This is a genomic window from Roseicella frigidaeris (assembly GCF_003258945.1).
Classification (GTDB): domain Bacteria; phylum Pseudomonadota; class Alphaproteobacteria; order Acetobacterales; family Acetobacteraceae; genus Paracraurococcus; species Paracraurococcus frigidaeris.
The window spans coordinates 95,483-115,601 of the sequence record NZ_QLIX01000010.1 but is presented as its reverse complement, the minus strand read 5'-3'; the positions used below and the strand labels follow the sequence as shown (position 1 = coordinate 115,601).

At 73.4% G+C, this 20,119-nt stretch carries 22 protein-coding genes; 12 read left to right on the top strand and 10 right to left on the bottom strand.

Annotated features, from left to right (window positions below; translation table 11 throughout):
- Positions 1 to 19: 19 nt before the first annotated feature.
- On the top strand, positions 20 to 781 hold the full coding sequence (locus tag DOO78_RS14830; protein ID WP_165838907.1) for a cold-shock protein: 762 nt from the start codon (positions 20 to 22) through the stop codon (positions 779 to 781).
- 63 nt (positions 782 to 844) lie between these two features.
- On the opposite strand, the gene DOO78_RS14825 is transcribed toward DOO78_RS14830, so the two are convergent.
- Entirely contained in the window at positions 845 to 1,309 is a 465-nt protein-coding gene (locus DOO78_RS14825) for a CHAP domain-containing protein (protein ID WP_111470626.1), read from the bottom strand.
- A gap of 375 nt (positions 1,310 to 1,684) precedes the next feature.
- Here DOO78_RS14825 and DOO78_RS14820 point away from each other — a divergent pair, with 375 nt between their 5' ends.
- Both DOO78_RS14820 and DOO78_RS27520 read left to right on the top strand, forming a co-directional pair.
- Complete coding sequence (locus DOO78_RS14820) at positions 1,685 to 2,245, top strand: hypothetical protein (protein ID WP_111470625.1); 561 nt, start codon at positions 1,685 to 1,687, stop codon at positions 2,243 to 2,245.
- On the top strand, positions 2,242 to 2,757 hold the full coding sequence (locus DOO78_RS27520) for a hypothetical protein (protein WP_111470624.1): 516 nt from the start codon (positions 2,242 to 2,244) through the stop codon (positions 2,755 to 2,757). The genes DOO78_RS14820 and DOO78_RS27520 overlap by 4 nt, the downstream gene beginning before the upstream one ends.
- Before the next feature lie 90 nt (positions 2,758 to 2,847).
- Here DOO78_RS27520 and DOO78_RS14810 read toward each other — a convergent pair whose 3' ends face one another.
- The 3 genes from DOO78_RS14810 to DOO78_RS14800 all read right to left on the bottom strand — a co-directional run bounded on the left by DOO78_RS14810 (position 2,848) and on the right by DOO78_RS14800 (position 5,280).
- Positions 2,848 to 3,837 (bottom strand): TRAP transporter substrate-binding protein, encoded by a 990-nt coding sequence (locus DOO78_RS14810; RefSeq protein ID WP_111470623.1) that lies wholly within the window; start codon positions 3,835 to 3,837, stop codon positions 2,848 to 2,850.
- A gap of 145 nt (positions 3,838 to 3,982) precedes the next feature.
- Positions 3,983 to 5,005, bottom strand: a complete 1,023-nt coding sequence (gene dmeF / locus DOO78_RS14805; RefSeq protein ID WP_111470622.1) for a CDF family Co(II)/Ni(II) efflux transporter DmeF — start codon at positions 5,003 to 5,005, stop codon at positions 3,983 to 3,985.
- Positions 5,002 to 5,280, bottom strand: coding sequence for a metal/formaldehyde-sensitive transcriptional repressor (locus DOO78_RS14800; RefSeq protein ID WP_111470621.1), 279 nt, complete (start codon positions 5,278 to 5,280; stop codon positions 5,002 to 5,004). Before DOO78_RS14800 ends, dmeF begins: the two co-directional genes overlap by 4 nt.
- Positions 5,281 to 5,407: 127 nt before the next feature.
- On the opposite strand from DOO78_RS14800, the gene DOO78_RS14795 reads away from it, so the two are divergent.
- Positions 5,408 to 6,166, top strand: coding sequence for a transposase (locus DOO78_RS14795; RefSeq protein ID WP_165838906.1), 759 nt, complete (start codon positions 5,408 to 5,410; stop codon positions 6,164 to 6,166).
- Positions 6,167 to 6,588: 422 nt separating this feature from the next.
- On the opposite strand, the gene DOO78_RS14790 is transcribed toward DOO78_RS14795, so the two are convergent.
- The 4 genes from DOO78_RS14790 to DOO78_RS14775 all read right to left on the bottom strand — a co-directional run bounded on the left by DOO78_RS14790 (position 6,589) and on the right by DOO78_RS14775 (position 10,358).
- Complete coding sequence (locus tag DOO78_RS14790) at positions 6,589 to 7,341, bottom strand: SDR family NAD(P)-dependent oxidoreductase (protein WP_111470619.1); 753 nt, start codon at positions 7,339 to 7,341, stop codon at positions 6,589 to 6,591.
- A 16-nt stretch (positions 7,342 to 7,357) separates the two neighbouring features.
- Complete coding sequence (locus DOO78_RS14785; protein WP_207802909.1) at positions 7,358 to 7,807, bottom strand: PH domain-containing protein; 450 nt, start codon at positions 7,805 to 7,807, stop codon at positions 7,358 to 7,360.
- 64 nt (positions 7,808 to 7,871) lie between these two features.
- The gene (locus DOO78_RS14780; protein WP_111470617.1) at positions 7,872 to 9,245 is read right to left on the bottom strand and encodes a formimidoylglutamate deiminase; all 1,374 of its coding nucleotides are present in this window, start codon (positions 9,243 to 9,245) and stop codon (positions 7,872 to 7,874) included.
- Between the two features lie 81 nt (positions 9,246 to 9,326).
- Positions 9,327 to 10,358 carry a lipid kinase gene (locus DOO78_RS14775; protein WP_111470685.1) on the bottom strand — a complete coding sequence of 344 codons (1,032 nt, stop codon included), beginning with the start codon at positions 10,356 to 10,358 and terminating at the stop codon, positions 9,327 to 9,329.
- Between the two features lie 10 nt (positions 10,359 to 10,368).
- Here DOO78_RS14775 and DOO78_RS14770 point away from each other — a divergent pair, with 10 nt between their 5' ends.
- From DOO78_RS14770 to DOO78_RS14740, 7 genes are all read left to right on the top strand, one after another.
- Positions 10,369 to 11,160: a phosphatase PAP2 family protein gene (locus DOO78_RS14770; RefSeq protein ID WP_111470616.1), complete on the top strand. Its 792-nt coding sequence runs from the start codon at positions 10,369 to 10,371 to the stop codon at positions 11,158 to 11,160.
- A 32-nt stretch (positions 11,161 to 11,192) separates the two neighbouring features.
- Complete coding sequence (gene hutU / locus DOO78_RS14765; RefSeq protein ID WP_111470615.1) at positions 11,193 to 12,875, top strand: urocanate hydratase; 1,683 nt, start codon at positions 11,193 to 11,195, stop codon at positions 12,873 to 12,875.
- Positions 12,872 to 14,380, top strand: coding sequence for a histidine ammonia-lyase (hutH, locus tag DOO78_RS14760; protein WP_111470614.1), 1,509 nt, complete (start codon positions 12,872 to 12,874; stop codon positions 14,378 to 14,380). Before hutU ends, hutH begins: the two co-directional genes overlap by 4 nt.
- The gene (gene hutI / locus DOO78_RS14755) at positions 14,380 to 15,603 is read left to right on the top strand and encodes an imidazolonepropionase (protein WP_111470613.1); all 1,224 of its coding nucleotides are present in this window, start codon (positions 14,380 to 14,382) and stop codon (positions 15,601 to 15,603) included. The genes hutH and hutI overlap by 1 nt, the downstream gene beginning before the upstream one ends.
- Positions 15,600 to 16,034 (top strand): PaaI family thioesterase, encoded by a 435-nt coding sequence (locus tag DOO78_RS14750; protein WP_111470612.1) that lies wholly within the window; start codon positions 15,600 to 15,602, stop codon positions 16,032 to 16,034. Before hutI ends, DOO78_RS14750 begins: the two co-directional genes overlap by 4 nt.
- Before the next feature lie 57 nt (positions 16,035 to 16,091).
- A complete protein-coding gene (locus tag DOO78_RS14745) occupies positions 16,092 to 16,829 on the top strand; it encodes a hypothetical protein (protein ID WP_111470611.1) in 738 nt (245 codons plus the stop codon).
- Positions 16,830 to 17,053: 224 nt separating this feature from the next.
- A complete protein-coding gene (locus tag DOO78_RS14740; protein ID WP_165838905.1) occupies positions 17,054 to 17,656 on the top strand; it encodes a TetR/AcrR family transcriptional regulator in 603 nt (200 codons plus the stop codon).
- 206 nt (positions 17,657 to 17,862) lie between these two features.
- Here DOO78_RS14740 and DOO78_RS14735 read toward each other — a convergent pair whose 3' ends face one another.
- A complete protein-coding gene (locus tag DOO78_RS14735; protein ID WP_111470609.1) occupies positions 17,863 to 18,846 on the bottom strand; it encodes a Bug family tripartite tricarboxylate transporter substrate binding protein in 984 nt (327 codons plus the stop codon).
- A 51-nt stretch (positions 18,847 to 18,897) separates the two neighbouring features.
- Here DOO78_RS14735 and DOO78_RS14730 point away from each other — a divergent pair, with 51 nt between their 5' ends.
- A complete protein-coding gene (locus tag DOO78_RS14730) occupies positions 18,898 to 19,644 on the top strand; it encodes an aspartate/glutamate racemase family protein (protein ID WP_111470608.1) in 747 nt (248 codons plus the stop codon).
- Here the strand turns inward: DOO78_RS14730 and DOO78_RS14725 are convergent.
- The gene (locus tag DOO78_RS14725; RefSeq protein WP_111470607.1) at positions 19,598 to 19,990 is read right to left on the bottom strand and encodes a hypothetical protein; all 393 of its coding nucleotides are present in this window, start codon (positions 19,988 to 19,990) and stop codon (positions 19,598 to 19,600) included. The genes DOO78_RS14730 and DOO78_RS14725 overlap by 47 nt on opposite strands.
- Between the last annotated feature and the right edge of the window lie 129 nt (positions 19,991 to 20,119).

The following is a 20,119-nucleotide window of genomic DNA, read 5'->3' as shown; positions in this document are numbered from 1 at the left end:
GACACGGAAACTAGCGCAAGTGCCTTCCGACAACGATCTGCGGGACGATGCCGGGCCCGTCGAGGCCCAGGTGAAGTGGTACAACGCCCGCAAGGGGTTCGGCTTCGTGCTGGGTCCCGATGGTCAGGACGTGTTCTTCCACGCCTCGGCCCTGACCGAGGCGGGCATCGAGCCGCCGGACACGGGCGATACCCTCGTCTGCGAGATCGGGACCGACCGCCAGGGGCGCCGCCTGGTGACCCGCATCACCGAGCTGCGGCGCGGCGAGGGCGGCGGCGCGGCTGGCGCGGCCCGCCGGCCCTTCCGCGATGGCTTCGGCGACCGGCCGCCGCGGCGTGAGTTCGGCGGGGGCGGCGGCGGCTTCGGCGACCGGCCGCCGCGGCGCGACTTCGGGGGTGGCGGCGGTGGCTTCGGCGCGCCGCGCGGCAATTTCGGCGACCGCCCGCCGCGGCGCGACTTCGGCGGCGGCGGTGGCGGCTTCGGGGGCGGCGGCGGCGGCTTCGGGGCCCCGCGCGGCAATTTCGGCGACCGCCCGCCGCGGCGCGACTTCGGCGACCGCGATGGCGGCGGCGGCCCGACCTATGCCGTCAGCGGCACGGTGAAGTGGTTCGACCAGGTGCGCGGCTTCGGCTTCGTCACCCCCGAGGATGGCGGGCAGGACGTGTTCCTGCACTCCTCCGTCCTGCAGCGGGCCGGCCGGCAGGATGTGCAGCAGGGCGAGAAGGTCGATCTCGACGTCCGCGACGGGCAGCGCGGCCGGCAGGCGGTCAACCTGAAATAGGCTCCCCGGCGATCGAGGGACACGCGAAGGCCGGGGTCCGCCCGGCCTTTTTCGCGACCGGCCTCATCCCGCATGGATGAAGCCATAGGCCGGCCACTGGCTGGCGCCGTAGCCGCCGGCCGGCGGATACCAGACCCGCACCAGCGACCAGTCGTTGCCGGGCGAGAAGTCGAGCACCGGCTGGTCCCGCGCCTCCCGCCCCTTGGCCCGGCCGGAGGCCCAATTGGCGTGGTCGACGCGGATCTCCCGCGCCGAGACGAGGCGGCTGACCACCGCCACATGCCCCTGCGGCAGGCGGGAGGTGCGCATCAGCACCAGCACGCTGCCCGGGCGCGGGCGCTGGTCGCGCCGGTACTGCCCCTCGGCCGCCGCCCACCAGGTCCAGGCATCGCCGCGCAGCGCGAGGCCGGAGCGGGCCCGCGCATAGGGCACGCAGGAGAGGCCGCCGGCGCCGCCCTCCGGCAGCGGCCCGCGCCCGGTGCCGCAGCCGAGCAGCAGCAGCGGCGCCATCACGATCAGCCGTCGCATCCGCCTCTCCCCACCCGGGCGACCGCCCGCTGCCCGCCCGCCCGCTGCCTTGGGGGCGGCGAGTCCGGCCGAGTCGCCCGCCGCCGCCGGCGCCGTTGCGGAGCCGATCCTATGTGGGGGAGCGGAACGCCGCCAAGCACAGTTTGCAAGCCCTTGATCAACCACGCTTTCCCCTGTCAGCCGGTGGCGCCAACCTGCCGCCAGGACACACCCGCGCGGCAACCGCATCGGTTCCCCAACCTCCCTATCGCGCCCGTCGCGCGGTTGTGCTGAAAGAGCCCTCCGGTTCCGGTGCGGGCACGCCACCGGGCCGGTCCGAGACGCCACACGAAGAGACGCCAGGGCCTCCCGCCGCTGCCAGGAAGGGCATCAGGAATGTCACACGCAACCCCGCGGTCCCAGCGGGTTCGGGGCCGCAGGACCGGCCTCGCTTCCCTGCTCGCCGCCGCCACGCTGCTCAGCCAGCCCGCGCTCGCCGTGCAGCGCTGCAGCAACGAGACCGACCAGGCGGTCTTCGAGGTCGAGGCGCTGAAGACCGAGCTCATGGTCGTCGCCACCACCTGCAAGGGCGAGAACGAGGAGCGCTACAACAACTTCGTCCGCCGCTACCAGCCGGCGCTGGTCGTCTCCAACCGCGAGGTCGGGCAGTACTTCACGCGCCGCTACGGCCGCAACGGCCAGCGGCAGCAGGACATCTTCATCACCGAGCTGGCCAATGCCCGCTCGAACGACGCGCGCGCGCTCGGCAGCGATTTCTGCACCCGCAACGCCGGCCTGTTCGACGAGGTGATGGCGCTGCAGGGGCTGACCGACCTGCCGGCCTATGCCGCCACCAAGAACCTGCTCGCCTCCGGCGTCACCGCCTGCCCGGGCGGCGCCGCGGCGCCGGCCGCCGCCGCCAAGACCGCCGCCGCCCACGGGAGCAAGCGCAAGTGAGCTACCGGAGCCTGCGCAGCCTCGCTGCCCTCGCCACCCTGGCCGGCCTGGCCGCCTGCGCCCCGCAGCAGCAGGCCCGGCAGGGGGCGCGGATCTACTACGCCGACACCCAGGGCCAGTCCGCGCTCTGCACCGTGCCGCCGAAGGTCGAGCTGTCGAACGGCCAGCAGGCCGAGACGACGATGGTGATGAAGAACGATGGCGGCTGGTGCGGCGTCACCGTCGCCCAGGCCGGGCCGAAGCCCTACGACGCCGGGCTGCTGGTCGGCCGGCCGGAGCATGGCCGGGTCTTCGTGCACAAGGTCGGCGACGCGACGCGCGTCGACTACATCCCGGATGCCGCCTTCGGCGGCGAGGACCGCTTCACCGTGCGCTTCCTGCCGGGCAACCCGGCGCTGCGCGTGCTGGTGACGGTGGAGTATGCGGCCCCGCCGGCCGCCTCGCCCGCGCCGCCCGCCGCCGCCGCGCCCGCCGCCCCGGCGAAGAAGCGCGCCCCGGCCAAGAAGCGCTGAACCCGGCAAGGATGGGGGCCGGCCCGGCGCCGGCCCCCAGCCTGAACGTGCGCCCCCCGGCACCGGGGGGCACGGGGCCGCGCGGCGCCCCTATTTCGCCAGCGCCCGGTAGCGCTCGAGCAGCGCCCGCCCGTCCGGGCCCGCCTTCTGCGCCCATTCCTCCTCCTGCTTCGCGCCGATCGCCCGCAGCCCGGCGAGCAGGGCCGGGCTCGGCTCCGGCGTCTGCATCCCGTGGCTGCGCAGCCGGTCGAGCTGCACCGGCTCGGATTCCTGCGCCGCCGCCCAGCCATGCTCCATCGCCTTCGCCGCCGCGTCGCGCATCGCCGTGCGCACCGCCGGCTCGAGCGCCAGGAAGGCGCGGGTGTTCACCAGCACCGCGTTGCGCGTCAGGGTGAAGCCGATGTCGTAGACGTATTTCGCGAAATCCCAGGCGGCGCTGTCGGCGCCGGTCTGGGCGCTGGTCAGCATGGCGTTGACGATGCCGGTGGCGAAGGCCTGCGGCACGTCGGCCGCCTGCACCAGCACCGGCGTCGCGCCCAGCAGCTCGGCCATGCGGGCGATGATCGGCGTCTGCGCCCGGAAGCGCGAGCCCTTCAGATCCTCGAGGCTGCGGAGCTCCGCCTTGCCGTAGAGCGCCTGGCTCGGCCAGGGCACGTAGTAGAGCGGCGTCACCCCCTGCTTCTCGAAGCGCGCCTGCAGCGCCGCCTCGCTCGCCGCGTGCAGCCGGCGCGCCTCCGGATAGGTGGTGGCGAGGAAGGGGATGAAATCCACCTCGAAGACCGGGTCCTCGTTGCCATAGGCGCCGAGCAGGATCTCGCCGAGCTGCACCTGGCCGGTCTGTACCGCGCGCTTGATCTGCAGCAGCGGCAGCAGCGAGGCGTTGCTGTGCAGCTGCACCTGCAGCTTGCCCGGCGCCGCCCGCTCCAGCTCGGCGAGGAAGTATTTGATGGTCTGGGTGTGGTAATTGCCGTCCGGATAGGGCGAGGCCATCACCCATTTGGTCTGGGCGCCGGCCGGGCCGGCGAGCGCGAGCAGGGCGGCGAGCGCCAGGCCGCCGATGCGGGTTGCGATGCGGTGCATACCGCTCCTCCGAATGCTTGGCCGTGGAGGGCGGCGTTCTTCCCCTGGGCGCGGAGTATGGCAGGCGGCGGGGCGCGCGGCCATCCGCGCCCCGCGAAGCCGCGTCCCGGCGTCGCCGGGGCCGCGGCGGGTCGGGCCGGCGCGGTCAGCCGCCCCGTGGCGCGGCCGGCTCCACCTCGATCGTCACATGCGAGAGCGCGGGCAGATGCGCGAGCTTGCGCCGGTCATGCGAGGGCGGGCGCGGCGCCGCGGCGGCGATCGAGAGGATGGCGCCGTGATGCCCGGGGCCGAGCTGCCAGACATGCAGGTCGGTGATCCGCGCCTCCCCATCCTCGACGGCCTCGCGGATGGCGGCCGGCAGCCGCGCCTCCGCCGGCAGGTCGTCGAGCAGCACGCCGCCGGCCTCGCGGATCAGCCCGGCGGACCAGCGGGCGATGACGAGGGCGCCGGCGAGGCCCATCAGCGGGTCCGGCCAGAGCCAGCCATAGAGGCTGCCGAGCAGCAGCGCGGCGATCGCCAGCACCGAGGTCAGCGCATCCGCCAGCACGTGCAGATAGGCGGCGCGCAGGTTGGTGTCGCCGCCATGGCGGTGGCCGTGGTGGTGGCCGTGATGGTGATCGTCGTCGTGGTCGTCGTGGTCGTCGTGGCCGGGCCCGTGCCCGTGGTGATGCGGCGCGTCGCGCAGCAGCCAGGCGCTGGCGAGGTTCACCCCGAGGCCGAGCAGGGCGACGGCGATGGCCTCGGCGAAGTCGATCGGCACCGGCGCGCGCAGGCGCAGCAGGCTCTCCCAGCCGATCAGCAGGGCGACGAGGGCGAGCACGATGGCGCTGGCGAAGCCGGCGAGGTCGCCGAGCTTGCCGGTGCCGAAGGTGAAGCGGCGGTCCCGCGCATGCCGGCGGGCATAGCGGTAGGCGAGCGCCGCGATCAGCAGCGCCGCCGCATGGGTGGCCATGTGCCAGCCATCGGCGACCAGGGCCATGGAGCCGAAGAGATGCCCGGCGGCGATCTCGGCGAGCATCATGCCGGTGGTGAGGCCGATGACGATCCAGCTCCGGCGCTCGTTGCGGCCATGGCTGGCGCCGAGGAAGACATGCTCATGTGCCTCCCCTGGCGCGGCGGCGGCGAGGGCGGCCGGGCCGAGGGGGGCGGGGGGCGGGCCGGCGCTCATTTCAGGTAGGTCCGGACGACCTCGATCAGCTCTGCGGCGGCGCGGGCGCGGCCGGGATCGGGCTCGGTCTCGGGGTTCACCACATGGTGGCGGATATGCTCCTCCAGCAGCTCGGCGCTGAGGCCCTGCACCGCGCCGCGGAGCGAGGCGACGAGCATCAGCACCTCGCCGCAGCCGCGATCCTCCTCCAGGGCGCGCTCCACCGCCTCGACCTGCCCGCGGATGCGCCGCAGCCGGGCGATGAGCTTCGGCTTCTGCTGATGGGTATGGGCCATGGCGGCGAGGATAGGGTAGGGGGGTATCCCATGGCAAGCGCCCGGGGTGGCGTCCGTTTCGGGATCATCTTGAAAAAATTCCTATGATATGCTTTGCTCCCGGGCCCGCCGGAGTGGAGCCGCCCGCATGCCCCGCCGCCCTTCCGCCCGATCCCCCGCCGCCCTGCCGCCCAGCCCGCTGCCACCCGGCCTGCTGCCGCCCGACCTGCTGCGCCGGCATGCGCTCTGGCGCCGGCTCTATCTCGATCCGCTGACCAAGCTGACGCCGCCGGCGCCCTGGGCGCCGCTGAGCGATGCCGAATGGGAGGCGCTGGCGCCGCATCTCGCGGCGCTCGGCTGCGGCCTCGCGGCGCCGGGCCGGGCGGGCGAGCGGATGGCCGATCCGCGCGGCCGGCTGGACGCCATCTTCCGCGCCGTGACGCTGAAGCGGAGCAACGCCGAGGGCGGCGGCCGCGCCGCCTGGTCGGCCCTGCCGGCGGCCTTCGGGCGGCACGGCACCGTGGCGCGGAGCTACCGGCGCTGGGCGCATCGCGGGCTCTGGCTGCGGCTGCTGGAGGCGGTGGCGCAGCCGGGGGCGCCGGCGGCGCTGCGGGCGATCACCCACCGGCTCTGCTGCGCGGTGCGGCGGGGCATCCGGCTGATGGGGTTGCGGGCGATCCTGCTGGCGCGGCGGCTCGGCCTGTTCAGCGCCCTGCCGGCGCCCTCGCAATACCTGCCCGATCCCGATCTGTCCGCGATCTACACCCCCCTGCTGCTGCGGATCGCGCATTTCCGCCGGGCGCATCCGCACTGGCGGGCGCCGCCGGGCTTGCGGCTCCTGCTGCAGCAGATGCACCGCCTCGCCGGCGGCCGCACCCGCATCCCCCGCGGCTGGGAGCCGGCCTGATGCGGAGCGATGCACCGCATCGCCTGGGGACATCGGACCCAACGGCCCGCGCAGCGGGCCGAGCGCCCGAATGGGCGCCGCGCCCGGTGGCGCGTAGCCGAGCCGGCGAAGGCCGGCGCTGGCGACTGAAGGCGACCGTGCGCCAGCACGGGCGCACGCCATGCCAAGTCGCGGTCCGCGCAGCGGGCCGAGCGCCCGAACGGGCGCCGCGCCCAATGGCGCGTAGCCGAGCCGGCGAAGGCCGGCGCTGGCGACTGAAGGCGACCGTGCGCCAGCACGGGCGCACGCCATGCCAATTCGCGGCCCGCGCAGCGGGCCGAGCGCCCGAACGGGCGCCGCGCCCAATGGCGCGTAGCCGAGCCGGCGGAGGCCGGCGCTGGCGACTGAAGGCGTCCGTGCGCCAGCACGGGCGCACGCCAATATCAGTACATTATATCGCCGCCGTTCGGCGAGAGCGTGGCGCCGACATAGAAGGCGCCGCCCGGCCCGGCGAGCAGCAGCGCCGTCGCCGCGATCTCCTCCGGCTGGCCGAGGCGGCCGGCGAGGAGCGTCTCCTCCATGTGCCGCTTCCAGTCCGGCCCGCGGGCGCGGGTCAGGTCGGTCTCGATCGGGCCGGGGGCGATGGCGTTCACCTGGATGCCCTTCGGTGCCGCCTCCCAGGCCAGCGCCCGGGTGAAGCCGACGATGCCCGCCTTGGCGGCGCAATAGGGCGCGATCCCCGGCCCGCCCTTGAAGGCGAGCTGCGAGGCGATGTTGATGATCCGCCCCTGGCCGCGCGCCACCATGCCGGGATAGACGGCCTGCGCCATGAAGAACATGCCCTTCAGGTGCACGTCGAGGACGCGGTCGTAGACCTCCTCGGTGATGCTCTCGAAGGGGCCGCGCAGGTTGATCCCGGCATTGTTCACCAGGATGTCGCAGGGGCCGAGCGCCGCCTCGGCCGCCGCGGCGAAGTCGCGCAGCGCGGCGGGGGAGGCGGCGTCGGCCTCCCTCTGGAAGCCGTGCCGGCCGCGCGCCGTCACCGCCTGCACCAGGGTCGCCGCCTGCTCGGCATCGCCGAGATGGCAGATCGCCACATTCGCCCCCGCCTCGGCGAAGGCCAGCGCGATGGCGCGGCCGATGCCGCGGCTGCCCCCGGTGACATAGGCGGTCTTCCCGTGCAGTTGTTGGGTCATATCACCGAGTCAACCGTTATTGCTCTCTATTGTCCAGAAGGCGCAGTGCGGTGCGCCGAAACTCAAGTGGGTGATCAATATCAGGCACAGGGGTCCTTACTCCGCCGGTACCATTCACGATGATTGTACCAAATCGGAATAATCTGCCAAACACTCCCTGGCTGACGTGCAAGCTCTCTACATTTCGGTGGAGAAGTTCTACTGTATTGCGGCGTATAAAGCCAAATTTTGCAATAATTCTCCTATTTGTTATTACTAATTCTGTTGTATTGCGCACTATAAAAGCCGAAATCAGCCGCAAAATTCCGAACAATAAAACTAAAAATCCAAAGACAGACGCATCAGTTGCCATAAGGAAGAAAGATGCTATAATCGAAATGATAGGAACGATATACACGAACCAATGTATTTTTCCTTCAGAAACAATTTCTTCCCCAGTCATTAAGTTTGCTGCAACGTATGCCATAACGATCACAAATCTATTGAGCAGCGGAAATATAAAATCTTCTCGATCGAATAAGCGAGAAAATTTACTTGTTACAACGCACATCCAAGAGTTTTTCAATTGCCAAAGTGTAACGCTTCCCTGCTTCTACCCTTATGATGTGGCGACCGTTTTCAACCATTCGGCGTCCTCCCACGACCACCGTATCGACCGGGTTGCCCTGGCCGGAGAAGACCCAGGCATCGAGCAGCGCATCCCCGGCGCGGCCGATCAGCGAGGGATGCGCGTCGTCGAGCGCGACGAGGTCGCAGCGCAGCCCGGGCGCGATGGCGCCGATCCGCCGCCCGCTCGCCTGCGCCCCGCCGGCGAGCGCCGCCTCGAGCAGCCGCCGCCCGGGATGCGGCACCGCCTCGCTGGCGGCGACGGCGCGCTCCTGCCGCGCCAGGCGCTGGCTGGTCTCGAGCTGGCGCAGCTCGTCACGCGGCGAGGTGCCGACATGGCTGTCGGTGCCGATGCCGAGCCGCCCGCCGGCGGCGAGGAAGCCGGGCAGCGGGAAGAGGCCGTCGCCGAGCGAGGCCTCGGTGCTCGGGCAGAGGCCGGCGACGGCGCCGCGCGCGGCCAGCGCCGCCGTCTCCTCCGGCGTCATGTGCGTCGCGTGGATCAGGCACCAGCGCGCGTCGATCGGCGCGTTGTCGAGCAGCCAGGCGACCGGCCGGGCGCCGGTGGCGGCGAGGCATTCCGCCACCTCCTTCGCCTGCTCGGCGGCGTGGATGTGGATCGGCCCCGGCAGCGGGGCGAGGGCGGCGAGCATGTCGGGCGTCACCGCGCGCAGGCTGTGCGGCGCCATGCCGGTCGCGGCCTGCGGGTCGCCGGCGGTCGCGGCGCGGCAGGCCTCGAGGATGCGGCCATACGGCTCGAGGTCGTTGAGGAAGCGGCGCTGCCCCGGGCTCGGCGGCGCGCCGAAGATGCCGCCATGCCGGTAGAGGCTCGGCAGCAGGGTGATGCCGAGGCCGGCGCGGCGCGCCGCGGCGAGGTGGCGCAGCGCCATCTCGGCGATGCCGGCATAGGGCGTGCCATCGGGCTGGTGGTGCAGGTAGTGGAACTCGGCGACGGCGGTGAAGCCCCATTCCAGCAGCTCGACATAGAGCTGCAGCGCCACCGCCTCGGCGGTGTCGGGGTCGAGGCGGGCGACGAAGCGGTACATGGTCTCGCGCCAGGTCCAGAAGCTGTCCTGCCCGGCCGGGCTGCGCCGCTCGGCGCCGCCGGCCATGGCGCGCTGGAAGGCGTGGGAGTGCAGGTTCGGCAGGCCGGGGATGACGGCGCCCGGCAGGCGCGCGGCGGCGCCCGGCGCGGCGCCGGGGGTCGCGGCGGTGATCCAGCCCGCATCGTCGGCGGCGATCAGGACATCGGCGGCCCAGCCATCCGGCAGCAGGGCGGCGCGGGCGTGGAATTCCGGCATGGCCGGATCATGCCCGCGGCGATGGGCAAGGCGCCAGGGGTTGGGGCGCCAGGGGGCGGGACACCAGGGGGGAGGCGGGCGCTAGGTCCCCGTCTCGCCGGGCGGCGCGAAGACGCGCAGCGCCGCCGGATGCACCCGGAAATGCGCCGGGGTGTGCGTCGTCAGCTCGCCATCGGTGTTGACCGGCCGCGGCTTGCGGGTGCGGAGTACGAGGTCGGTGGTGCGGAAGGCCCGCACCTCCCGCCACTGCCCCTGGGTGCCGCGGCGCAGCCAGGGCAGCAGGGCGACGAGCTGCCACCAGTGCCGCAGCTCCAGGCTGTAGACATGCAGCACCCCGTCATCCGGCCTTGCATCCTCGGCCACCGTCATGCCGCCGCCATAGTGCCGGCCGTTGCCGACCGAGACCTGGATGGTGCGCACCCGCTGCTCGCCGCCGTCATGCGCCAGCCAGGCGGAGAAGGGGCGGGCGCGGCGCAGCAGGCCCAGCGCGGCCACCGCATAGCCGAGCGTGCCGAAGTGCTTCTTCGCCTCGGCCTTCAGCTCGCCGGCCAGCTCGGCGCTGAAGCCGATGCTGGCGACGTTGAAGAAGCAATGCCCGTTCACCTCGCCGAGATCGACCGGCCGCGGCGCGGCGGTGGCGATCACCCGCGCCGCCCCCTCCAGATCGAAGGGGATGCCGAGGCTGCGGGCGAGGTCGTTGGCGGTGCCGAGCGGCATGATGCCGAAGGGCAGGCCGGCGCGCCGGAGGCCGGGGATGGCGCCGTTCAGCGTGCCGTCGCCGCCGCCGATGACGACGCGGTCGAAGCCGCCAAGTCTTTCCCCTTGGGCGAGGCCGGTGGTCACCGCCTCGGCGCAGCCCATCTCCTCGGGCGGGTCATAGGGATGCACGTCGAGCCCGGCGCCGGCCAGGGCGGCGATGGCCGCCTCGGCCTGCTCGGCGCCGTTGCGGGCGCGGCGGTTGACGATGAGCAGCGTGCGCCCGGTGGGCGGCCCGGGCTCGGCCGGCCGCCCGGCCCCGGCGGTTTCGGTGGCGGTGGTTTCGATGGCGATGGTCCCGGCTCCCGCATCTTCGCCCCTGGCAACCGGCGAGGCCGCCAGGGGTTGCCGCAGCATGGAGCCCAGCATGGAGCAAGGGGGCGCTGCCCGCGAGGGCGCCGGCCGCGAGGGCATCGGCCGCGAGGGCATCGGCCGCGCGGGGCTCCTGCCGCGGCTCGGCCGCTTCGCCCTCGGCCAGGGCGCGGCGCTGGCGGCGCTCGCCATCCTGGCCTCCGGGCTGCTCGGCTTCGCCGCGGTGCTGGAGCTGATCGAGCCGGAGCACCATGCCTTCGACGAGGCGGTGCTGCTGGCGCTGCGCCAGCCCGGGGATGCCCGGCAGCCGATCGGGCCGGCCTGGCTGAGCCTCGCCGCGCGCGAGGTCACGGCGCTCGGCAGCATCCCGGTGCTGGCGCTGTTCGGGCTGATCGCCCTCCTGTACCTGGCGCTCGACCGGCACTGGCGGGCGGTGGGGCTGCTGCTGCTCTCCCTGCCCGGGGGGCTGCTGCTCAACGACCTGCTGAAGCGGGGCTTCGACCGGCCGCGGCCGGCGCTGGTGCCGCATCTGATGGAGGTGCAGACCGCGAGCTTCCCCTCCGGCCATGCCATGCTCTCGGCCATCGCCTTCCTCACCCTCGGGGCGCTGCTGGCGGCCGAGGCGGGGCGGCGGCGGCACCGCGCCTACATCCTCACCGTGGCGGTGCTGCTGACCCTGCTGGTCGGGGCCAGCCGGGTCTGGCTCGGCGTCCACTGGCCGACCGACGTGCTCGCCGGCTGGTGCCTCGGCGCCGCCTGGGCGATGGGCTGCTGGCTGCTGCTCCGGCGCTGGGCCGGGCCGCGGCGCCGGGGCCACGCCGCGGCGCGGCCGCAGGATCGCGGCTGACGCGGCCGCCCGCGCCTCGCTATCCTCGGCGCATGAGCGAGCCTCTCCGCAACGCCCCCGTCATCCGCTCCCCCCGTGGGCTGGAGCGATCCGCGAAGCACTGGAGCACCGAGGCGCCGCTCCGGATGCTGATGAACAACCTCGACCCCGAGGTGGCCGAGCGGCCGGGCGAGCTGGTGGTCTATGGCGGCATCGGCCGCGCCGCCCGCGACTGGCGGAGCTTCGAGGCCATCGTCGCGGTGCTGCGCCGGCTGGAGGAGACGCAGACCCTGCTGGTGCAGTCCGGCAAGCCGGTCGGCGTCTTCGAGACCCATGCCGACGCGCCGCGGGTGCTGATCGCCAATTCCAACCTGGTGCCGCGCTGGGCGAGCTGGGAGCATTTCTCCGAGCTCGATCGCAAGGGGCTGATGATGTACGGCCAGATGACGGCCGGCTCCTGGATCTATATCGGCTCCCAGGGCATCGTGCAGGGCACCTACGAGACCTTCGCCGAGGCCGGGCGGCAGCATTTCGGCGGCTCGCTGGCCGGGCGCTGGATCCTCACCGGCGGGCTCGGCGGCATGGGCGGGGCGCAGCCGCTGGCGGGCGTCTTCGCCGGCGCCTCCATCCTCTGCGTCGAATGCCAGCCGAGCCGGATCGAGAAGCGGCTGGAGACGAAATACCTCGACCACCGCGCCGAGGACCTCGACACCGCGCTCGCCATGATCCGCCGCGCCTGCGACGAAAAGCGGGCGATCTCGGTCGGGCTGCTCGGCAATGCCGCCGAGGTCTTCCCCGAGCTGGTCCGCCGCGGCGTGGTGCCCGACATCGTCACCGACCAGACCAGCGCCCACGACCCGGCCAATGGCTACCTGCCGGCCGGCTGGACGCTGGCCGAATGGGAGGCGAAGCGCGAGAGCGACCCGGGCGCCGTCGCCGCCGCGGCGCGGCGCAGCATGGTGCAGCACGTCCAGGCGATGCTCGATTTCCAGGCGCGCGGCGCCGCGGTGCTCGATTACGGCAACAACATCCGGCAGATGGCGAAGGAGGAGGGGCTGGCGCGGGCCTTCGATTTCCCGGGCTTCGTGCCGGCCTATATCCGGCCGCTGTTCTGCCGCGGCATCGCCCCCTTCCGCTGGGCGGCGCTCTCGGGCGACCCGGAGGACATCTACAAGACCGATGCCAAGGTGCGGGAGCTGATCCCGGACGACCCGCACCTGCACCAGTGGCTCGATATGGCGCGCTCGCGCATCGCCTTCCAGGGGCTGCCGGCGCGCATCTGCTGGGTCGGGCTCGGGCAGCGCGACCGGCTCGGCCTCGCCTTCAACGCCATGGTGGCGCGGGGCGAGATCGGGCCGATCGTCATCGGCCGCGACCATCTCGATTCCGGCAGCGTCGCCTCGCCCAACCGCGAGACCGAGGCGATGCAGGACGGCTCGGATGCCGTCTCCGACTGGCCGCTGCTGAACGCGCTGCTGAACACCGCCTCGGGCGCCACCTGGGTCTCGCTGCATCATGGCGGCGGCGTCGGCATGGGCTTCTCGCAGCATGCCGGCATGGTCATCCTCTGCGACGGCACCGAGGCGGCGGCACGGCGGCTGCGGCGCGTGCTGTGGAACGACCCCGCCACGGGCGTCATGCGCCATGCCGATGCCGGCTACGGCATCGCCATCGACTGCGCCCGCGAGCATGGGCTCGACCTGCCGATGCTCGGCGGCGTGGGGCGGCCGGCATGACGGCGGCGGGCGTGCCGGGCGGCGCCAGCCTCGCCGCGCTGCGGGCGGTCATGGAGGGCGAGAGGCTGGTCCTGCCGGCGGGCTGGCGCGCCGGGGTCGAGGCCTCGGCGGCGGCGCTGGCCGCGTGCATGGCCGGGGGCGAGCCGCTCTACGGCGTCAATACCGGCTTCGGCAAGCTGGCCAGCACCCGCATCCCGGACGGGCAGCTCGCCCAGCTCCAGCTCAACCTAGTGCGCAGCCATGCCGCCGGCACCGGGCCGCTGCTGCCGGCGCCGGTGGTGCGGCTGGTGCTGGCGCTGAAGGCGCTGTCGCTGGCCCGCGGCGCCTCCGGCGTGCGGGGGGCGGTGGTGGAGGCGCTGCTGGCGCTGCTCGAGGCCGGCATCATCCCGGCCATCCCGGCGCGCGGCTCGGTCGGCGCCTCGGGCGACCTGGCGCCGCTGGCGCATCTCTCCCTGGTGCTGATCGGGGAGGGGGAGGCCTTCCTCGGCGGCGAGGTGCTGCCGGGCGCGGCGGCGCTGGCCCGCGCCGGCCTCGCGCCGCTCTCGCTCGGCCCGAAGGAGGGGCTGGCGCTGCTGAACGGCACCCAGGTGAGCACGGCGCTGGCGCTGGCCGCGCTCTTCGCCGCCGAGGACCTGCTGCGCACCGCGCTCGTCGCCGGGGCGATGAGCACCGATGCGGCGCGCGGCAGCGACACGCCCTTCGACCCGCGCATCCACGCGCTGCGCGGCCAGCCGGGGCAGATCCGCGTCGCCGCGGCGCTGCGCGGGCTGCTCGCGGGCAGCGCCATCCGCGACAGCCACCGCACCGGGGACCCGCGGGTGCAGGACCCCTATTCGCTGCGCTGCCAGCCGCAGGTGGCGGGCGCCTGCCTCGACCTGCTCGGCCATGCGGCGGCGGTGCTGGAGCGGGAGGCGAATGCCGTCACCGACAACCCGCTGGTCATCGCCGGGGGCGAGGTGCTCTCGGGCGGCAATTTCCACGCCGAGCCGGTGGCCTTCGCCGCCGATTCGATCGCCCTCGCCCTGGCCGAGCTGGGCGCCATCGGCGAGCGGCGCATCGCCCTGCTGACCGACCCGGCGCTGTCCGGCCTGCCGGCCTTCCTGGTGCGCGAGGGCGGGCTGAACTCCGGCTTCATGCTGGCGCAGGTGACGGCGGCGGCGCTGGTGGCGGAGAACCGGGCGCTCGCCGTGCCGCGCAGCACCGACAGCCTGCCGACCAGCGCCAACCAGGAGGACCATGTCAGCATGGCGACCGGCGCCGCGCTCCGCCTGCACGACATGGCGGAGAACCTGGCGGCGATCCTCGCCATCGAATTGCTGGCCGCGGCGCAGGGGCTGGAATTCCACCGCCCGCTGCAATCCTCGGCGGCGCTGGAGGGGGCGCATGGGCTGGTGCGCGGCGTCGCCGGCGCCTGGGAGGCGGACCGCGCCATGGCGCCCGACATCGCCGCGGTGAAGGCGCTGGTCGAGCGGGGCCGCTTCGCTTCGCTGGCGGGGCTCGGCTGATGTTCGACCGGGTCTGGCTGAACGCCCATCTGGCGACCATGCAGGGCGAGGGGCTCGGCCTCGTCGAGGATGGCGCCGTGGCGGCGAGGGGCGGGCGCATCGCCTGGGTCGGGCCGCGCGCGGCGCTGCCCGGGCCGGCTGCCGAGACCGTGGATTGCGCCGGCGCCTGGATCCTGCCCGGGCTGATCGACTGCCACACCCATCTCGTCTTCGGCGGCGACCGCGCCGCCGAGTTCGAGCAGCGGCTGGAGGGCGCGAGCTACGAGGAGATCGCCCGCGCCGGGGGCGGCATCCTCTCGACGGTGCGGGCGACGCGGGCGGCGTCGGAGGACGCGCTGCTCGCCGCCGCGCGGCCGCGCCTCGCCGCGCTCATGGCCGAGGGGGTGACGACGGTCGAGATCAAGTCGGGCTACGGGCTCGATCTCGAGACCGAGCTGCGGCAGTTGCGCGTCGCGCGGCGGCTGGGGGAGACGGCGGCGGTCTCGGTGCGGACCACGCTGCTCGCCGCGCATGCGGTGCCGCCGGAATTCGCCGGCCGGCGCGCCGACTATGCCCGGCACGTCGCCGAAGTGATCCTGCCGGCGGCGGCCGGGGCCGGGCTCGCCGATGCGGTGGATGCCTTCTGCGAGCGCATCGCCTTCACGCTGGAGGAGACGGCGCTGGTCTTCGAGGCGGCGCGGGCCGCCGGCCTGCCGGTGAAGCTGCATGCCGACCAGCTCTGCGACTTCGGCGGCGCCGCGCTGGCCGCGCGATACGGCGCCCTCTCGGCCGACCATCTGGAATATGCCTCGACCGCGGGGATCGCGGCGATGGCGCGGGCGGGCAGCGTCGCGGTGCTGCTGCCCGGCGCCTGCTACTTCATCCGCGAGGAGCGCCGGCCGGACATCGCCGCGATGCGCGCCGCCGGGCTGCGCCTGGCGCTGGCGAGCGACCTCAATCCCGGTTCCTCGCCCGCCCTCTCGCTGCTGCTGATGCTGAACCTCGGCTGCACCCTGTTCCGGCTCACCGTCGCCGAGGCGCTGCGCGGCGTGACGGTGGTGGCGGCGGCGGCGCTCGGCCTCGCCGATCGCGGCCGGCTGGCGCCGGGCCTCCGCTGCGACCTCGCCCTCTACCGCATCGCCCGCCCGGCCGAGCTCTGCTACTGGATCGGCGGCAATCCCTGCATCGGCCGCGTGGTCGGGGGCCACGTGGTCGAGGAACAGCGGGGCGAAGGACTTCGATGACGACACCGAGCCATCCCGGGCCGAGCCCGGCCGAGATCCAGGCCATCCTGCGCCGCGGCGTGCCGCTGGCCGAGGATTGGGGGGTGGAGGTGCTCGCCGCCGAGGCCGGCACCGCGCTGCTGCGGCTGCCGGCGCGGCCGCTGCTGCTGCGGCCGGGCAACACCGTCTCCGGCCCGGCGCTGATGGGCCTCGCCGATGTGGCGATGTGGGCGGCGCTGCTCTCCGTCTCCGGCGGGCGCGACGAGAGCGTGACCAGCACGATGACGGTGAACTTCCTCCGCCCGGCCGGCGCCGGCCCGGTGCTGGCCGAGGCGCGCCTCGTCAAGCGCGGCAAGCGCATGGTCTTCGGCGAGATCCTGATCCGCGCCGAGGGATCGGAGGCGCTGGCGGCGCATGTGACGACGAGCTGGGCGGTGATCGCCCCCGGCTGAGGCGGGAACGGCAGCGGCGGAGATGCGTTGCGGCGGCGGACGATCGGGACCCGCCCCATGCGCCGCGCGCTGCTGCTGCTTGCCCTGCTGCTGCCCGGTCTCGCGCGCGGCGCCGGCTTCGACGAGTTCCAGGTCTTCGACGGCCGCATCGGCGAGCCGGGCGGGGTGGATCTCAATCTCCACCTGAATGCCGGCCGGCGCGGCATCCTCGACGGCGAGGGCGCGCCGCGGAACGGCGCGCTGTTCACCGCCGAGATCGGCTACGTCACCGCGCCCTGGCACGAGGTGGCGCTCTACCTGCCGGTGGCGAAGGAGTTCTCGGGCGAGGTCTTCGGCGGCGGCGTCAAGCTGCGCAACAGCTTCGTCATGCCCGGCGCCGGCGACCGGCCGCTGGCCCTCGGCTTCGACCTCGAGCTGCGCAGCCAGCCGATCCGCTTCTCGGCGACCAACTGGGCGGTGACGCTGCGGCCGATCATCGACCTGCGCCGCGGGCCCTGGCAGCTCATCCTGAACCCCGCCGTCGAGGTGCCGCTCGGGCGGGAGGGGCCGGTCTTCGCGCCGGCGATCCGCGGCGTGCGGCAGGTGGCGGAGCGGGTCTGGCTCGGCCTCGAGCACTACATGGATTTCGGCCGCATCGACCACCCGGCGGCGGCGCACGGGCAGGCGCACCAGCTCTTCGTCACCACGGATATGCGGCTCGGCGAGACGATCGGGCTGCATCTCGGCCTCGGGCATGGGCTGACGCATGCCAGTGATCGCTGGGCGGGAAAGATAATACTGTCGTTCGACCTGTAATCGCAGACCCGCGCGACGCAGCAGGGGCTAAAACATGATAGAAAATGAGATGCACTGAACGGCGAGAGACTGCTTCACATCGCATAGGATATTCAGGAAACACGATATTTTGAATCCAAGCGAGCCGCATGCCAGGCCAGGGCTGCGTGGGAACGTGTCTTTTTAGTTCTGAAATCCTGCGTCAACCCCTTGCAGTTCAGCGGCTTCTCTGGAACTTGCTTCCCATGGCCCAGGCACAACGCATCCCGGAGCTGCCCCCGAAGCGCGGGTATCATCACGGCAATCTGCGCGAGGCGCTCCTGGAAGCGACCCGACATCTGGTGGCCGAACGCGGCCCGCTGGGCTTCACCCTGACCGAGGCGGCCCGCCGCGCCGGCGTCTCGGCCAGCGCACCCTATCGCCATTTTCGCGACCGCGAGGAAGTGCTCGCCGAACTCGCCCGCCGCGGCTTCCGCCGATTCGCCGAGCAGCTGCACCAGGCCGCCGCCGGCGCCCGCGACGCCCATGAGGCGCTGTTCCGCATGGGGCCCGCCTATCTCGCCTTCGCCCGCGAGGAGCCGGGCTACTACGCCGCCATGTTCACCTTCCAGCCGACGGTCGCCGCGGACCAGGACACCGGCGGCGCCTTCGAGGAGCTGACGCGGGTGGTCGCGGCGGTGCTGCCGGCCGGGTCGGGCCATCCGCGCCTAGTCGCGCTGCAGGTCTGGGCCCTGTCGCATGGCGTGGCGATGCTCGACCGGGCCGGCCTGCCGAGCACGGGCAGCGATGCGCCGCCGGCCGAGGCGGTGCTGCAGAAGGGGGTGACCGCCCTGCTGCGCCGGGTCTGACCCGGGACGGCCACCCCCAGGGAGGCAACCTCTCGAGGGGGGCCTCATACCCAGTGCACGAGGTTCCGACCTGCGGCCCGCAGGGCCGAGCGCCCGAACGGGTAGCGCGACGGCGCGAAGGCTCAGGCAAACCGGAGGTTTGCGCCCGGCGCCAAGGGGACCGCCCATGGGGGCGGTTGATGGGTCACCAGCAACCGCCGTTGGCATCAGTCCAGGCTGGCGCCGGACCGCTTCACGATCTCCGCCCAGCGGCGGAGATCCGCCTCGTGCACCCGCCGGAAGGCCGCGACCGAGGGATCGGAGGGCGGGGTGATGCCCTGGCTCTCGACCAGCCAGGCCTGGAAGTCCGGCGCCTGCAGGATCGCCGCGACCGCCGCGTTCATCCGCGCCTGGATCTCCGGCGGCAGGCCGGGCGGGCCGAACAGCCCGTACCAGGTGCTGCTCTCGAAGCCCGGCAGGCGGCAGGCCTCGGCGATGGTCGGCACGCCAGGCAGGGCGGCGACCGGCTTCGGCACCGTCACGCCGAGAGCCTTCACCTGCCCCTGCTGCACCGGCCCGATCGATGGGCCGACCTGGTTGAAGAAGAGATCGACATCGCCGGCGAGCAGCGCCTGCATCGCCCCGGGCTGGCCGCGATAGGGCACATGCGTCAGCTCGATCCCGGCCGCGGCGGCGAATTGCGCCGCCGCCAGATGCGTCGAGGCGCCGTTGCCGGTGGAGGCGTAGTTGAGCGCCCCCGGTCGGGCCCTCGCCGCGGCGACCAGATCGGCGCAGCTGCCGTATTGCGGCCGCTTCTCCGGATTGACCAGCAGCACGTTCGGCACGTCGCCGAGCAGCGCCACATGCGTCACGTCGCGCATCGGGTCGAAGGGCAGGTGGCGGTAGAGCGCGGCGTTGATCGCATGCGTTCCCGCCGTGCCGAGCAGGAACAGGTAGCCATCCGGCTTCGCCCGGGCCACCGCCTCGCTGGCGATGTTGCCGCCGGCGCCGGAGCGGTTGTCCACCACCACGGTCTGGCCGAGCGCCCGGGCGAGCGGCTCGGCCAGCTTGCGGGCATAGATGTCGACGCCCGAGCCGTTGGGGAAGCCGCCGAGCAGGATGATCGGCCGCTCGCCGGGCCAGGGCGCCTCGGCCCGGGCCGGCAGGATGGGCAGCATCAGGGCAAGCAGCAGCGCTGCGCGGCGGAGCATCCGGCTCTCCTGTCCGTTTCGCGGTGCAATATAGTCGTCTAGGCTGCCGGCATGAACCTGCACTCCGCTGCCCCTTCGCGCCTCGCCCGCGGCGGCAAGGCGATCTATGGCGCGCCGCTCGGCATCCTGATGCTGGAAGCCCGCTTTCCGCGCATCCATGGGGATATGGGCCATGCCGGCACCTGGCCCTTCCCGGTGCTCTACCGCGTGGTGCGCGGCGCCAGCCCGGAGCGGGTGGTGCTGCAGGGCGCGCGTGGCCTGCTGCCGGACTTCATCGCCGCGGCGGAGGAGCTGGTGGCGCAGGGCGCCGAGGCCATCACCACCAATTGCGGCTTCCTCTCGCTGTTCCAGCACGACCTGCAGGCGGCGGTCGGCGTCCCCGTCGCCACCTCCTCGCTGTTGCAGGTGCCCTGGGTGCAGGCGACCCTGCCGCCCGGCCGGCGGGTCGGGCTGCTGACCGTGTGCCGGGAGACGCTGACCCCGGCGCATCTCGCGGCCGCGGGGGTGCCGAACGACATACCGGTCATGGGCACCGAGGGCGGGCGGGAGTTCTTCCGCGTCCTGATCCGGGCCGAATCCGAGGACATGGACGTGGCGCTGGCCGAGCAGGACATCCTGGAGGCCGGGCGGGCGCTGGTCGCGGCGCATCCGGAGGTCGGGGCGATCGTGCTCGAATGCACCAACATGCCGCCCTATGCCGCGGCCCTGCAGGCGGCGCTCGGCCGCCCGGTCTACGACATCTACTCCCTGATCACCTGGTTCCATGCGGGGCTGCGGCCGCGCCGCTTCGGGGGCTGAGCCGGCCGGACAGGCCGGTCCCGCTGCCGGCCCCGCCCGTCGCCTCCCCGGCGGTTCCGCCCTGGGTGGCTTGCAGCATGGGCATGAGGGACAGGCCGGGCAGGTCCGGCGCGGCCGGGGCGACGCCGCAGGCCGGGCGCAGCACGCCGCAATCCCAGCGATGGCCCGGTGGCCGGCCGGCCAGGCTGCCGCCCGGTTCGTGCCGGCAGCGGCAGAGCCTCTCGCCGAAGCAGGCGGTCATGCCCTCGCGGCCGGCATCGCAGGCGGGCGGCGAACCGTCCGGGGCCTGGGCCGGCGCGGCGCGGGCGGCCAGCAGCAGCGGCAGGAGGAGGATCGGCCAGCGCATGCCCCGATCCTCGGGCGGCGCGGTGAAGGCCACGTGAAGAAAGCCGCGGAAGGCCCCCGGGGAGGCTAGCCGCCGATTCCGCGCTTGAGGCGCGGGCGCTATGCTGCGATGCAGCACGCTCCCTTGCAG